Annotated in this window: 11 protein-coding genes; 4 read left to right on the forward strand and 7 right to left on the reverse strand. The window is 64.1% G+C overall.

Annotation, left to right across the window (positions count from 1 at the left end; all coding sequences use genetic code 11):
• Positions 1 to 231 precede the first annotated feature (231 nt).
• Positions 232 to 1,620: a dihydrolipoyl dehydrogenase gene (gene lpdA, locus NKI32_RS30405; protein WP_023715717.1), complete on the forward strand. Its 1,389-nt coding sequence runs from the start codon at positions 232 to 234 to the stop codon at positions 1,618 to 1,620.
• A 281-nt stretch (positions 1,621 to 1,901) separates the two neighbouring features.
• On the opposite strand, the gene NKI32_RS30410 is transcribed toward lpdA, so the two are convergent.
• Entirely contained in the window at positions 1,902 to 2,870 is a 969-nt protein-coding gene (locus NKI32_RS30410) for an IS5 family transposase (RefSeq protein ID WP_353005028.1), read from the reverse strand.
• 125 nt (positions 2,871 to 2,995) lie between these two features.
• Between NKI32_RS30410 and NKI32_RS30415 the strand changes: the two genes are divergently transcribed.
• A complete protein-coding gene (locus NKI32_RS30415) occupies positions 2,996 to 3,862 on the forward strand; it encodes a glycosyltransferase (RefSeq protein ID WP_352561043.1) in 867 nt (288 codons plus the stop codon).
• Positions 3,863 to 4,022: 160 nt separating this feature from the next.
• Here NKI32_RS30415 and NKI32_RS30420 read toward each other — a convergent pair whose 3' ends face one another.
• Positions 4,023 to 5,126, reverse strand: coding sequence for a saccharopine dehydrogenase family protein (locus tag NKI32_RS30420; RefSeq protein WP_023672168.1), 1,104 nt, complete (start codon positions 5,124 to 5,126; stop codon positions 4,023 to 4,025).
• Between the two features lie 150 nt (positions 5,127 to 5,276).
• Here NKI32_RS30420 and NKI32_RS30425 point away from each other — a divergent pair, with 150 nt between their 5' ends.
• Positions 5,277 to 5,705: an Lrp/AsnC family transcriptional regulator gene (locus NKI32_RS30425; RefSeq protein ID WP_353005030.1), complete on the forward strand. Its 429-nt coding sequence runs from the start codon at positions 5,277 to 5,279 to the stop codon at positions 5,703 to 5,705.
• A gap of 178 nt (positions 5,706 to 5,883) precedes the next feature.
• Here the strand turns inward: NKI32_RS30425 and NKI32_RS30430 are convergent, their stop codons facing one another.
• From NKI32_RS30430 to NKI32_RS30450, 5 genes are all read right to left on the reverse strand, one after another.
• Positions 5,884 to 7,917, reverse strand: coding sequence for an aldo/keto reductase (locus NKI32_RS30430; RefSeq protein WP_353005033.1), 2,034 nt, complete (start codon positions 7,915 to 7,917; stop codon positions 5,884 to 5,886).
• A gap of 29 nt (positions 7,918 to 7,946) precedes the next feature.
• Positions 7,947 to 9,026 (reverse strand): ABC transporter ATP-binding protein, encoded by a 1,080-nt coding sequence (locus tag NKI32_RS30435; protein ID WP_023834532.1) that lies wholly within the window; start codon positions 9,024 to 9,026, stop codon positions 7,947 to 7,949.
• A 13-nt stretch (positions 9,027 to 9,039) separates the two neighbouring features.
• Positions 9,040 to 9,876 (reverse strand): carbohydrate ABC transporter permease, encoded by an 837-nt coding sequence (locus NKI32_RS30440; RefSeq protein ID WP_023672164.1) that lies wholly within the window; start codon positions 9,874 to 9,876, stop codon positions 9,040 to 9,042.
• A complete protein-coding gene (locus NKI32_RS30445) occupies positions 9,873 to 10,733 on the reverse strand; it encodes a carbohydrate ABC transporter permease (protein WP_352513600.1) in 861 nt (286 codons plus the stop codon). The genes NKI32_RS30440 and NKI32_RS30445 overlap by 4 nt, the downstream gene beginning before the upstream one ends.
• Positions 10,734 to 11,018: 285 nt before the next feature.
• Positions 11,019 to 12,287: an ABC transporter substrate-binding protein gene (locus NKI32_RS30450; protein ID WP_352626702.1), complete on the reverse strand. Its 1,269-nt coding sequence runs from the start codon at positions 12,285 to 12,287 to the stop codon at positions 11,019 to 11,021.
• A gap of 106 nt (positions 12,288 to 12,393) precedes the next feature.
• Here NKI32_RS30450 and NKI32_RS30455 point away from each other — a divergent pair, with 106 nt between their 5' ends.
• Positions 12,394 to 13,263 (forward strand): helix-turn-helix domain-containing protein, encoded by an 870-nt coding sequence (locus NKI32_RS30455; protein WP_352626704.1) that lies wholly within the window; start codon positions 12,394 to 12,396, stop codon positions 13,261 to 13,263.
• Positions 13,264 to 13,525 lie beyond the last annotated feature (262 nt).

Below are 13,525 nucleotides of genomic sequence, written 5' to 3' on the forward strand. Positions count from 1 at the left end.
CGGAACGACCGAGATGACGGCGGGACAGCGCCCCCCTCTGCCTTACCAGGCATCTCCCCCACAAGGGGGGAGATTGGACGTCACGCAGGGTTTCGCCAATCTCCATCGTTGCAGGAATGAGCGAAGCGAAGAAGCTGCTGATCTCCCCCCTCGTGGGGGAGATGTCCGGCAGGACAGAGGGGGGCGCGAAGGATCGCGACGGAACATTCCCTCGCATCAAAGGGTCACGCCATGAAAGAAATCTCCTGCAAGCTGCTGGTCATCGGCGCCGGGCCCGGCGGCTACGTCTGCGCTATCCGTGCCGGCCAGCTCGGCATCGATACGGTGATCGTCGAAGCTGGCAAACCGGGCGGCACCTGTCTCAATGTCGGCTGCATCCCGTCCAAGGCGATGATCCATGCGGCGGAAGAGTTCGAGAAGGTCGCGCATATGGCCGGCGGCAGCAGTCCGCTCGGCATTTCTGTGGCGGCTCCGGTGCTCGATCTCGGCAAAACGGTTGCGTGGAAGGACGGCATTGTTAGCCGGCTGACCGGGGGCGTTGCCGGGCTACTGAAGAAGGCCAAGGTCAAGACCGTCTATGGCTGGGCGACGTTCCGCGACGGCAAGACCGTCGCGGTCGAGACCGAGACCGGCACCCAGATCATCCGCGCCGAAACGGTTGTGATCGCCACCGGCTCGGCGACGGTGGAACTGCCGTTCCTGCCGTTCGGCGGCCCGGTGATTTCATCCACAGAAGCGCTGGCTCTCGGCGAGGTGCCGAAAAAGCTCGCCGTGGTCGGCGGCGGCTATATCGGGCTGGAACTCGGCATGGCGTTCGCCAAAATGGGCGCCGCGGTGACCGTGGTCGAGGCGCTGCCGCGCGTGCTGGCGCAGTATGATGCGGAACTGACCCGGCCGGTGGTGAAACGGCTGGCCCAGCTCGGCGTCGAGGTGATGCTTGGCGCCAAGGCCAAGGGGGACAAGGGCGACGCGCTGCTGGTCGAGACCGCGGACGGCAAGAGCACCAAAATCGCGGCAGACAAGATCCTGGTCACGGTCGGCCGCAAGCCGGTGACGGAGGGCTGGGGCCTCGATCAGATCGATCTCGACATGGCCGGCAAGTTCATCAAGATCGACGACCAGTGCCGCACCTCGATGCGCGGCATCTATGCCATTGGCGACGTCACCGGCGAGCCGATGCTGGCGCACCGGGCGATGGCGCAAGGCGAAATGGTGGCCGAGATCGTCGCCGGCCACAAGCGCAGCTGGGACAAGCGCTCGATCCCGGCCGTCTGCTTCACCGATCCGGAGCTGGTGACGGCAGGGCTAACGCCGGAGGAGGCGAAGGCTTCAGGCGAAATCAAGATCGGCCAGTTCCCCTTCGCCGCCAACGGCCGGGCGATGACGAAACTCGGCGAGGACGGGTTTGTTCGTGTTGTCGCCCGCGCGGACAACCATCTGGTGCTGGGCATCCAGGCGGTCGGGCAAGGCGTGTCGGAACTGGCGGCGGCGTTCGGCCTGGCGCTGGAAATGGGCGCGCGGCTGGAGGATATCGCCGGGACCATCCATGCGCATCCGACGCAAGGCGAAGGCTTCCAGGAAGCGGCGCTGAAGGCGCTGGGCCACGCGCTGCATATTTGAAGTGCGCTTACCCTCCCCCTTGTGGGGAGGGTCGATCCGCGTAGCGGAGCGGGGTGGGGGTCCTCGCCGACCGTCAGCGCTCACCCCCACCCCGTCTCGCCATCTCCGCTTCGCTCCGACCGCGAGCCGACCCTCCCCACAAGGGGGCCCGTTGCGTTATAGGCTTTGGGCGTGGAGAGAGACGCCAAGGGCAATGCGAGGTGGTTTCCGGCGCTGGTTTGTGGCCAGATGGGGTAGGAGTTGGCGTATTCGGCGGATTTCGGGCGCAGTGCGACCCTAGATCAGGTCGCCAGCGTCACCCAGCGACGCATGTTGAAGGCCATGGCGGCGATGAGAACCTGTCCTGCCGCCTTGGCCAGACCGCGATAGCGGATGGCGCAAAGTCGGTTCTTCAAGGTGGCGAAGGTCGTCTCGACGGCAAAACGTTGCCGGGCGATCAGTTGGTTGAACTGCTTCAGGCGCGCCGGCAGGCGCGGATGATGCTTGTTGGCCCGCCGCATCAGCCGCGGCTTGATCCCGCGCTGCCTCAGCGACAGCTCGCGCGCCTTGGTGTGATAGGCCGCATCCGCCAGCACCGCGCCTTCGTCGCCACAGATCAGATGATCCGCCTCGACCGTGTCGTTGACGTTGGCTGCTGTCGTCCTCACCCGGCGGATCAGACCAGAACCCTGGTCGACGCCGACATGGGCCTTGTAGCCGTAGGAGGAGCCAGGCTTGCCCTGCCGGCGTGTAAAGCCGGCATCGGGATCGCCGGCATCGCCCGCTTCGTGCGCGGCCCCACTGGGCGGCCGTGCCGCCGCCGTCTCGATCACCGTGGCATCGAGCATCGTGCCGCGCCGCAGGATCAGCCCGGCCTTGTCCAGTTGATGGTCCAGTTCGCCAAACAGCTTCTCCAGAAGCCCGGCCTCCACGAGAAGATTGCGAAAGCGGTTGAGCGTGGTGTGGTCGGGCACCGTCTCCTCGAGCGTCAGTCCAACGAAGCGGCGGAACGACAGCCGATCGGCGAGCGCCTCCTCCAGTTCGTTGTCCGACAGCCCATACAAGGATTGCAGCAGAAGCGCCTTGAACATCACCAGCGAATTGTACGCAGGCCGCCCCGGCCCAGTTGGCGAGCGCAGCCGCGCCAGGATCTTCTCGAAGCGATACCACTTCACCAGCGACGACAGCCGGTCCAGTCGTCCGCTCCGACCAAGACCCTGCGGCAGCAGAGCCTCTACAAAACTGAACTGACCGCTCGGCTTTGTCGTCATCGCAAAATCCCCGTTTAAAAAACAGGGAATCACATCCACCCAATTTTGCAACAGTCCCCAAGGGGGAGGGTGGCCGCTCAGCCGTTGGTTGTCGCAGATCAGCGGAATGTACTAAGTGTCGGTCCATGGACACCGGCCTGAAGAAATACATCGCCATACGCTACAACATCGCCGCTGGCTTCAAGCCAAGCCAGTGGGACGGAAAGGGCCGCGCCAATCTCGACCCGGTCTGGCTGGTCGAGCGCCTGGCGTTGTTCGACACCTATTGCGCGTCGTCGCTCGAAGGCCAGTCGCTGAAGGATTTTACCGTCCTTGTGGCGTTCGATGCCGATACGCACGAGAACTATATTCGCACCGTGTGCAGCTGCGTGGCCGGTGTCGACGTCAGGCCGATCCTTGTCGAGGCCGGCGAGGATTACAATGATCGCTTCAATGCCTTCGTCCAGGCCGATACCGATGCCGACTATGTTTCGCTCACGCGGCTCGACAGCGACGACGCGCTGGCGCCGACCTTCATGGAGCGCGTCGAGCACTACGCGCGCCGGGAGATCGAAAAGCGTGTGGTGGACCTGCAGCCGCTCTACATTGCCTTTCCGGACGGCCAGAATTTCGACACGGCAAGCGGACGCTACACGCACCACGACTATGTCACGTCGGCGTTCGGCACGCTGGTCGAAAGGAGATCGCCGGCGATGAGCGGCGTCTACAGCGAGCACCACGCAAAAATGGCGACGCGCTTCAACACCGTCGTGGCGGCATCGAAGGGCGCGCAATGGTGCATCGTCATCCATGACAACAACGCCGCCAACGTGTTGAGGGGCAAGCCGGTCTCGGGGCCCTCCTTCACGGTGGGCCGACCGGCTGTCGAACCCAAGGTGCCAGCGCGAAGGCAAAGCGCGCCACGACAGGCGACGCAGCCCCGCATTGCGCCGCGGACCGCGGGCAACTTCATCCGGTTTCTGCTCGGACGACCGATGGCTCTGCGGAAGTAGCGGGCGCTTCACCCTCCCCCTTGTGGGGAGGGTCGATCGCGGAGCGGAGCGGGGTGGGGGTCCTCGCCAACCGTCGGCGCTCACCCCCACCCCGTCTCGCCATCTCCGCTTCGCTCCGATTGCGCGCCGACCCTCCCCACAAGGGGGAGGGTGAAGTAGCTCAGCTTGCCAGCCGGCTTACCATCTCGTGCTGCGCATAAGCGCGCCCAAAACGATTGGCGAGAAACGCATCCAGCGCGATGTCTTCCTGCTTGACGAAACCGGTCGCCGGCAAGGTGCCGTCGGCCAGCATGTCGAGCACGGCGCAGATGCCGGAGGCGGTGGTGATCTGGATTGCGCTGCGCACCTGGTTGCCGATGCGCTGCGAATAGATCTTGTTGGCGTAGGTTTCCTGCAGCAGGCGGCCATTGCGGCGGCCCGAGACGGTGACGAAGACGATGACCACGTCCTGCAGCGTTGCCGGCAGGGCGCTCTCGAAGATATCCTTCAGCACGTCGCGGCGGTGGCGCAGGCCGAGATCGTTGAGCAGCGCCTTCATGATCGCCGCGTGGCCGGGATAGCGGATGGTGCGGTAGTTCAGCGTGCGCACCTTGCCCTTCAGCGTCTCGGCCAGCGTGCCGAGACCGCCGGAGGTGTTGAAGGCCTCATAGGTGACGCCGTCGAGCGAGAACTCTTCGCGCTCCTCCAGCGGCGGCACCTCGATCAGCTCGCCCTCGACGATCGCCTCGCAGGGTTCGCAATATTCGTTGATGACGCCGTCGGTGCTCCAGGTCAGATTGTAGTTCAGCGCATTGGACGGGTATTGCGGCAGCGCGCCGACGCGCATGCGAACGCTTTCCAGCGTGTCGAAGCGGCTGGCGAGATCATTGGCGACGATCGAGATGAAGCCCGGCGCCAGGCCGCATTGCGGAATGAAGGCGCTGTTGCCCGACTTGGCCAGCTCCTTGACGCGGCGGGTCGAGACGACATCCTCGGTCAAATCGAGATAGTGCACGCCGGTGGCGGCGGCCGCTTCGGCGATGCGCGTGGTCAAATGGAAGGGGGCGGCGCTCAGCACGGCGAAGGCGCCGGCAAGGGCGGCCTCGAGTGCGCCCGGCGCTGCGATATCGAGCTCCAGCCCTTCGACGCCGGCGGGAAGTTCGGCCGCGGCAAGCTGCGCCGCCGCGCGGTCGATAACGGTGACGTGGTAGTCGCCGCTGTCGGCGAGCATGCCTGCAATGGTGGAGCCGATCTTGCCGGCGCCGACGACGATGATTTTCTTCATGACCTTGCCCCTCGTGAAAACTCTTTGGCCCAGACCGCCGCGCGGTGGACGCGATGCCTTCAAGAATCGCAGCTTGCCTGTCGAAAGGAAGCGTGGGATCGTTCGAAATGAACCCTGCAATTGAACGATACGCCGACGAGGTTCGTCGAAATGCTCAGTGACGCCGAACAAAAACTGCTTTCCCTGCTGCGCGCCAACGCCCGCGCGTCGACCACTGAGCTGGCGCGCCAGCTCGGCGTTTCGCGCACGACAGTGCAGAGCCGGATCGAGCGGCTGGAACAGCGCGGCATCATCACCGGCTATGGCGTGCGGATGGCGCCGGACTACGAGCAGGGGCTTGTGCGGGCGCATGTGCTGCTCACCGTCACGTCCAAGCTCGCCGACAAGGTGGTGCGGGCGATGCAGGCGCTGCCGCCGGTACGGACGCTGCACTCGGTGAGCGGCAATTTCGACATGATCGTCATCGTCGACGCGCCGTCGATCAGGGATCTCGATGCGTTGCTGGACGAGATCGGGGCGATGGACGGGGTCGAGCGGACGTCGTCGTCGATTATTTTGTCGACACGGATCGATCGGTAGGTGGAACGCATGAGCCGCTAATCTCCCCCGTGCGGGGGAGATGGCCGGCAGGCCAGAGGGGGTCGGTTCGACTGGGCTCGGCCTACCTGCCGTTGCAGAAGGAGGTTAGCGCTCCACGCGAGGCGACCCCCTCTGTCGCCTTCGGCGACATCTCCCCCTCAAGGGGGGAGATTAGCTGCTAAGCCCGCCGCCTTTCCGGCCCGCTATCCAGCCACGCCACATCCTCCGCCGACAGCTTGATATCCAGCGCCTTCAAACTGTCCTCCAACTCGTCCAGCGTGCGCGGGCCGATCAACGGCACCGACGGAAAAGGCTGCGCCAGCACATAGGCGAGCGCGATGTGGATCGGACTTTTGCCCAGGCGCTGCGCCAGCTCGATGGCACGGTCGCGGCGGCCGAAATTTTTCTCCGAGTACCAGACCCGCACTAGCTCCTCATTGTCCTGCTTGTCGCGGCCGGCGCGGTCGGTGAAGAAGCCGCGGCCCTGGCTCGACCAGGCGAAGTTGGGCATCTGCCTTTTCGTCAGCCAGGATTTCCAGTCGTCGGTGGACGAGGTGATGCAGCCGGCCCAGATCGGTTCCAGCATCTCGGCCAGCGAGAAATTGTTGGAGAGCACGCCGGGCTTCTGCTTGCCGGTGCGCTCGGCATAGGCAATCGCCTCGTCCATGCGCGCCATCGTCCAGTTCGAGCCGCCGAACGGGCCACGGATGCGGCCGGCCTTGACCTCGGCGTCCATCGCATCGACGAATTCGCCGACCGGCACATCCGGGTTGTCGCGGTGCATGAAATAGAGGTCGACATGGTCGGTCTGCAGCCGGTCCAACGACTGGGCGAGCTGCTTGCCGATGACATCGGGATAGCAGAGCGGCGAGTGGGCGCCCTTGGCGATGATCACCGACTGCTCGCGCACGCCGCGATTCCTGAGCCACTGGCCAAGCAGCGTTTCGGTGTAGCCGGCGCCGTAGACATAGCCGGTGTCGAACAGATTGCCGCCGGCCTCGAAGAAGGCGTCGAGCAGGATTGCGCCCGACGAGAAGGTGCGGAAATCCTCGAAGCCGAGCGCCACCACGGAGGCCGGCTTCGACAGGCCCGGAATCTTGCGCTTGCCAATGGCCGTGCCGCCGGTGCGCAGCGGCCGGCCCGAAATGGTGTTGGTTCGCTTAGCCGGCTTTTCGATCTCATATTCGAGCCCGACGGCGGCGCGCCATCTGTCGAGGACGCGCAGCGTGCCGAGGCTGTCGGCCCAGCTCATGCCCGGCCAGACGAACTCCTGTTTGCCGGCCAGGATCGCCTCGCCGGCGGCGTCGACCTCGAAGGAATAGAGATGGCGGGTTTCGTTGACGCTGATGGTATCGCGCGTGTCGTCGGCGAGGATTACATCGATCCGGCCAGGGCCGCCATCGCGGTTGCCGCCGCCGGCGAACCAGAAATCCGGCACTTCGATGCGGCCCTTGGTGCCGAGGATGCGCAGCACATTGTCCTGTTTGAGCGAGATGCTGCAGGATACCTCGGCGACGATGCCACCGGGAAAATGCAGCAGCGCCGAGGCCCATTCGTCGACGCCGGACTTGCCGAGATGGGCGGTGCCGACAACCTTGTCCGGCTCGGCGAAGGGTTTTCCAGTCGCAGCCCCGGCAATCAGCCGCACCATCGAGACGGGATAGCCGCCGACATCGAGGATGCCGCCGCCGGCGAGATCGTTGGCGTAGAGCCGGTGCTCGGGCATGAAGCCCGGCATGGCGAAGCCGAAGCTCGACTTCATCAGCCTGACATCGCCGATGACGCCCGACTTGATGAGTTCCACCAGCTTCGCCGTCTGCGGGTGCAGCCGGTACATGAACGCTTCGCCGAGGAAGGTGCCGGCCTTGCGCGCAGCATGGATCATGGCGTCGGCCTCGAAGGCGGTCAGCGCCAACGGCTTTTCGCACAGCACATGCTTGCCGGCTTCCGCCGCCTTGATTGCCCATTCGGCATGGCCGGGATGCGGGATGGCGATATAGACGGCATCGACCTCGGGGTCGGCGAGCAGCGCGTCGTAACCGTCGAGGATGCGGGCGCCGGGAAACGTCTCGGCCAAGCCTGCCTTGCCGGGATTGCGGGCGCCGAGCGCCACGATCGTGCCGGTGCGCGAGCCTGCCACGCCGCGGGCGAACGCTTTGGCGATGTCGCCGGGCCCGAGTATCCCCCAGCGGATGGGCGCGGTTGCAGTCATGGTCATTCTCCTTGCAAGGCTGGAAGCGCTCAGCGCAGCCGCTGGCCATTTTCATCGAACAGATAGGATTTGCGGATGGACACGGTGATCTCCTGGGTGTCGGGGACCTTTGCCGCGTCGCGCTGGATCACCAGGTCTTCGCCATGGGCGGTCCTGGCATAGATGAAGCTGGTGCCGCCGAGATGCTCGACCACGTCGATGCCGACTGTGAGGTCGGCGTCGCCTTCGCCGCCATTGCCGAAATGTTCGGGCCGCACGCCGACAATGACCTTGGCTCCTGTTTCTGGCACGGCGCCGGTCAACGGTTGCATAATGCGGGTCTTTTCCTCGCCCACCAGCTCGACGGTGACGCTGCTCGTGTTGCGCCCGACGACGCGGCCCTTGATGAAATTCATCTTCGGCGAGCCGACAAAGCCGGCGACGAACTGGTTGTCGGGATTGTCGTAGAGATCGAGCGGCCGGCCGATCTGCTCGACATGGCCACCGCGCAGCACGACGATCCGGTCGGCCAGCGTCATCGCTTCGGTCTGGTCGTGGGTGACATAGATCATCGTCGTACCGAGCTCCTTGTGCAGGCGCGAGATCTCGACCCGCATCTGGACGCGCAGCTCGGCGTCGAGATTGCTCAACGGCTCGTCGAACAGGAAGACTTGCGGTTCGCGCACGATGGCGCGGCCAATGGCGACGCGCTGGCGCTGGCCGCCGGACAATTGCCTCGGCCGCCGCGCCATCAACTCTGTGATGCGCAGGATTTCGGAGGCCCGCTTCACCCGCCGCTCGGTGTCCTCCTTGGGGTTGCCGGTCATCCTGAGGCCAAAGCTCAGATTCTGCTCGACACTCATGTGCGGGTAGAGCGCGTAGGACTGGAACACCATGGCGATGCCGCGCTCGGCCGGCTCGACATCGTTCATCACCTTGCCGCCAATGGCGATCTCGCCGCCGCTGATATCCTCCAGCCCGGCGATCATCCTGAGCAGCGTCGATTTTCCACAACCCGACGGGCCTACGAAGACGACGAACTCGCCATCGGCGATATCGATGTTGGCGTCATGGATAATCTCATAGACGCCGAAGCGTTTTACGACATTGGTGAGGGTGACTGCCGCCATATCGCTGTTGTCCCTACTTGACGGCGCCGGCGGCGATGCCGGCGATGAAATGGCGCTGCAGCAGCACGAAGACGACCAGCATCGGCACGGTCAGCATGACGGCGCCGGCCATGATGCCGCCCCATGAGACCTTGGTCAGGCCGATCAGCGTGCCGAGCGCCACAGGGGCCGTCATCGCGCCGGGCTGGCTGTTGATCAAAAGCGGCCAGAGATAATTGTTCCACGAGGCGAGGAACAGAATGATGGCGAGCGCCGCCAGCATCGGCCGCGCCAGCGGCAAAGCGACGAACAGGAAGATACGCCATTCCTTGACGCCCTCGACACGTGCCGCGTCGAAAAGGTCGGCCGGCATCATCGAGAAAGCCTGGCGCATGAACAGCACGCCCAGCGAATTGAACAAGGGTGGCACGATCAGCGCAATCCAGGTGTTGGCGAGCTGGAAGTCGCGCGCCACCATGATGAATTGCGGGATCAGCACCACCGCATAGGGCAGCGTGATGGTGCCGAGGATGATCGCCACCACCGCGCCCTTGCCGAAGAACTGATAGCGGGCGAGCGCCCAGCCGGCCATCGAGGTCAGCAGCACCGAGAAGAAGGTGTAGGTCACGGCCACCGCCACCGAAATGCCGATAGCGCCGACGAAATTGGTGTCACGCTGCAGATTGTTGAAATTGTCGACGAAATTGCCGTGCGGCAGAAGCTCGATGCCGGGGCTGAAAATGCCGTTGTCGGGCATGGTCGAAAACACCACCATCATCCACAGCGGAAACAGCCAGATCACCGCCAGCGGCGTCAGGACCAGATGCAGCAGGACGCTGCGGCCGAGCCGGCGTTGCGAGAGCGAACTCACTTCGGCTCTCTTGTCAGCCACAGCTGCACCAGAGTGATGGCGATGGCCAGCCCCGCCATCGTGTAGGCGACGGCCGAGGCGTAGCCGAAATTGAGCGAGCGAAAACCCTGGCGGTAGAGCAGCAGGCCAAGCGTCTCGGTGCCGCCGCCGGGGCCGCCGCGCTCCGTGATCAGGAACGGCTCGGTGAACAGCTGCATCGTGCCGATGATCGACAGCACGGCGCAAAACACGATGACCGGCTTGAGCAGCGGCAGCGTTATGTAGAAGAACTGCTTGAGCTTGCTGACGCGGTCGAGCGTCGCTGCTTCATAGACATCCTCGGGGATCGACTGCAGGCCGGCGAGCAGGATGATGGCGTTGTAGCCGGCCCAGCGCCAGGTTACCGCGATCATGATCAGCGCCATCGCCGGGGTGACGTTGGAGAACCAGTCGATCTTGGACAGGCCGACGCCGGCGAGCAATTTGTTGATGATGCCGAAATCGAGATTGAACATCAGCCGGAACACGGCGGAATAGGCGACCTCGCCGACCACCACCGGAGCGAAGAAGGCGAAGCGGTAGAGGCCACGTGCCTTCAGCAGCGGCGAGTTCAGCAGCACCGCCATGATGATCGCTAGCGAGATCATCACCGGCACCTGGATGACGAGGATGAGCAGCGTGTTCTTCAGCGCGTTGAAGAAAGCGGGGTCGCCGATCAGGCGGCCCCAGTTGAACGTCGGCGCAAAGCGCCAGGGCACCGTGCGCGTCGCCTGGAAGGAAATCATGAACGAGGAGATGATCGGCCACACCCAGAAGATGGCGAAGATCAGGAGGTAGGGCGTGAGGAAGCGATAGGCCGTGGCGTTCTGGTAGCGCATGGTTCCTCCTCCTTCCTCTTTCCCGGCTGATATCCGGCGTGTTGTTAGCCGGCGTCAATTATTAAGGCTTGGCGCCGCCCCTCATCCCCCTGCCGGGACCTTCTCCCCGTATAGTGACGGGGAGAAGGGGCTTGTTGGGACGCCGCCGGCGATTGGCGAACTGTTGGGCGAGAGCGTCCCCTCTCCGTCACTATACGGGGAGAGGATGCCGGCAGGCAGATGAGGGGCAGCGCCAACGGTCCGGCAAATTGCCCTATATCTGGCCCGCCAACATCTCCGCCTTCGTCACTTTACCGGCAATCCAGTCGCCGCCGCGATCTGGCTGGCGGCGTCGTCGAGGGCGGCCTTGGCATCGGGATAGCCGCCGCCGAGATATTTGGTCTGCACGGCGCGCATGATGATTTCGGCGTCGCTCTGGAACGGCGTGCCGCGGCTCGGCACCACCTTGGGCAGCGTGGCGAGAATGTCCTTCCACACTGCCTGGCCGCCCCAATAGGGGAGGCCTTGCGAGACATAGGGATCGTCGAGCGCCGAGATCAGTGACGGCACCAGGCCGAAATCCCTGAGCATGGTGATCTGGCCCTCATTGGTCTCGAGCGTGTATTTCAGATAGGCGTAGGCGGCCTCCTTGTTCTTCGAGGCCGAGGTGATGGCGAGCGACGAGCCGCCGAGATTGGCGGCGCGCGGGCCGTCGGCGGTCAGGCTCGGCATCAGATAGACACCCCATTTGCCGTTTTCGCCGGCCGATTCGGTGCGGATGGTGCCCTCATACCAGCCGCCATAGACCTGGGTGGCGACGGTCCCGGCGGTGTTGTTGGTGATCTTGGTGCCCCAGTCGGCCGACGAGATGATGCCGGCGTCCTTCATGTCCTTGATCTTGGCCAGCGTGTCGACGCATTTCGGCTGGTTGACGGTGATCGACTGCCCATCGGCGGCGAAATAGCCGCAGCCCTGTTCGTTGGAAATCATGCGGAAGAATTCGGTGTCGCCGTTGAAATCGGCATTGGTCATGGTGACGCCGGGATTGGCGGCCTGGACCTTCTTGCCGGCGGCGATGAAATCGTCCCAGGTCTTGATCGAGGCCGGATCGACGCCGGCCTTCTCGTAGAAGTCGCGGCGGTAGAAGGCGGCGACCGGGCCGGAATCCCACGGCATGGCATAGGCCTTGTCGCCGACCTCCAGTTCGGTGCGCTTGAAATCCGGGAATTTCTTCTGGTCGTCGGCGGTGTAGCCCAGCGTGTGCAAATCGACGAAGCAATCGGGGAACTGGCTCCAGTAGTTCTCGGCCTCGCCGTTTTCGATCGAGACGATATCGGGCAGGCCGACGCCGCCGGCCGCACAGCCGGCGATCGACTTGTCATAGGTGGGCTGGTTGCCGAGATCCTGAACGGTGACCTTGATGTCGGGATACTGCTTGTTGAAGCCGGCCACCGTCGCCTTCAGCGACGAAGCGGCGATATTCCAGCTCCAGATCGTGATTTCGCCGGACTGCGCCAAGGCCGGGGCTGAGCCCAGGCCAAGCGCCAGCGCGGCACAGATCAGTGTCGTGCGCATTGAAATCCTCCCATTTCATTTGCTCTCTCTTCGCGAGCATGGCTAGACTAGGCGGCGCGGAAGGCTTGTCCCTGACAACGGGAATAAAAGATGGGCGGAAAGTAAGATGCCGGAACGGCCGTTTTACCAGCCTGGCGCCAGCAGCGTCGAAGGCCTGCCGATGGCTTTGCAGATGTTTCACAACCATCCGCTGGTGATGCTGAAGCCGCATTGGCATGCCCAGGTCGAGGTCAATTTCATCGTCCGCGGCAGCGTGCATTACCGCATGAACGAGCACGAGATTTCGCTGTCGGCCGGCGACATGTGCCTGTTCTGGGGCGGGCTGCCGCACCAGATGGACGATCTCTCCGACGACGCCATCTATGCCGGCGCGCATCTGCCGCTGGTGCATTTCTTCCGCCTGCACCTGCCGACGGATGTCCGCCACCGGCTGATGACGGGCGCCACGCTGGTGACATCGGCGACCGACCAGGCCGACCATCACAATTTCGAACGCTGGAACCGCTATTTCCGCTCGGGCGATCCGGCGATAACCGAGCACGCCGTGAACGAGCTGCTGCTGCGGTTGGAGCGGGTGCGCTTCGAGCCCTACCAGCTGGTGCCGGAAACCGCCATCGGCCAGGAACCCGGCGGCCCGTTCGACCAGCAATCGCTGCGCAATGTCGGGCGCATGTGCGACTTCATCGCCGAGAATTTCCTCTACGAGATAGACTGCGTCGACATCGCGGCGGCGGCCGACATCCATCCCAAATACGCCATGAGCATTTTCAAGAAGTCGACCGGCATGACGCTCAACGAATATATGAACCTGCTGCGGCTGAGCTATGCGCAGGCGCTTTTGATGCATGAAGACGCCAACGTGCTGCGCGTCGCCATGGATTCCGGCTTCGGCTCGCTCAGCGCCTTCAACAAATCCTTCCGCAAGCTGGCTGGGATGTCGCCTTCGGATTTCCGCCGGGGCGCGGTGGGCCGATAGGTTTTCTAGGATTTCGCATTCAACGGCTGCGACCATCGATCTGGAGAAAGTTGTCAGCGCCGGGGTATTTGAGGACCGGCTTCCCCCACTCCGTCGCTGCTTCGCAGCGCCACCTCTCCCCTCCGGAGGGAGAGGAAGGGTGCTTTCCGGCAAAGGGCTCGCGCCTTTCCTCTCCCCCGTCGATCGGGGGAGAGGTGTGGGGCGCAGCTCGACCGCGGGGGGGTCGGCCCGGGGGGGGCGGGGGGATTTATTGGTGTTATTA

The organism is Mesorhizobium sp. M0761 (assembly GCF_040320205.1).
Classification (GTDB): domain Bacteria; phylum Pseudomonadota; class Alphaproteobacteria; order Rhizobiales; family Rhizobiaceae; genus Mesorhizobium.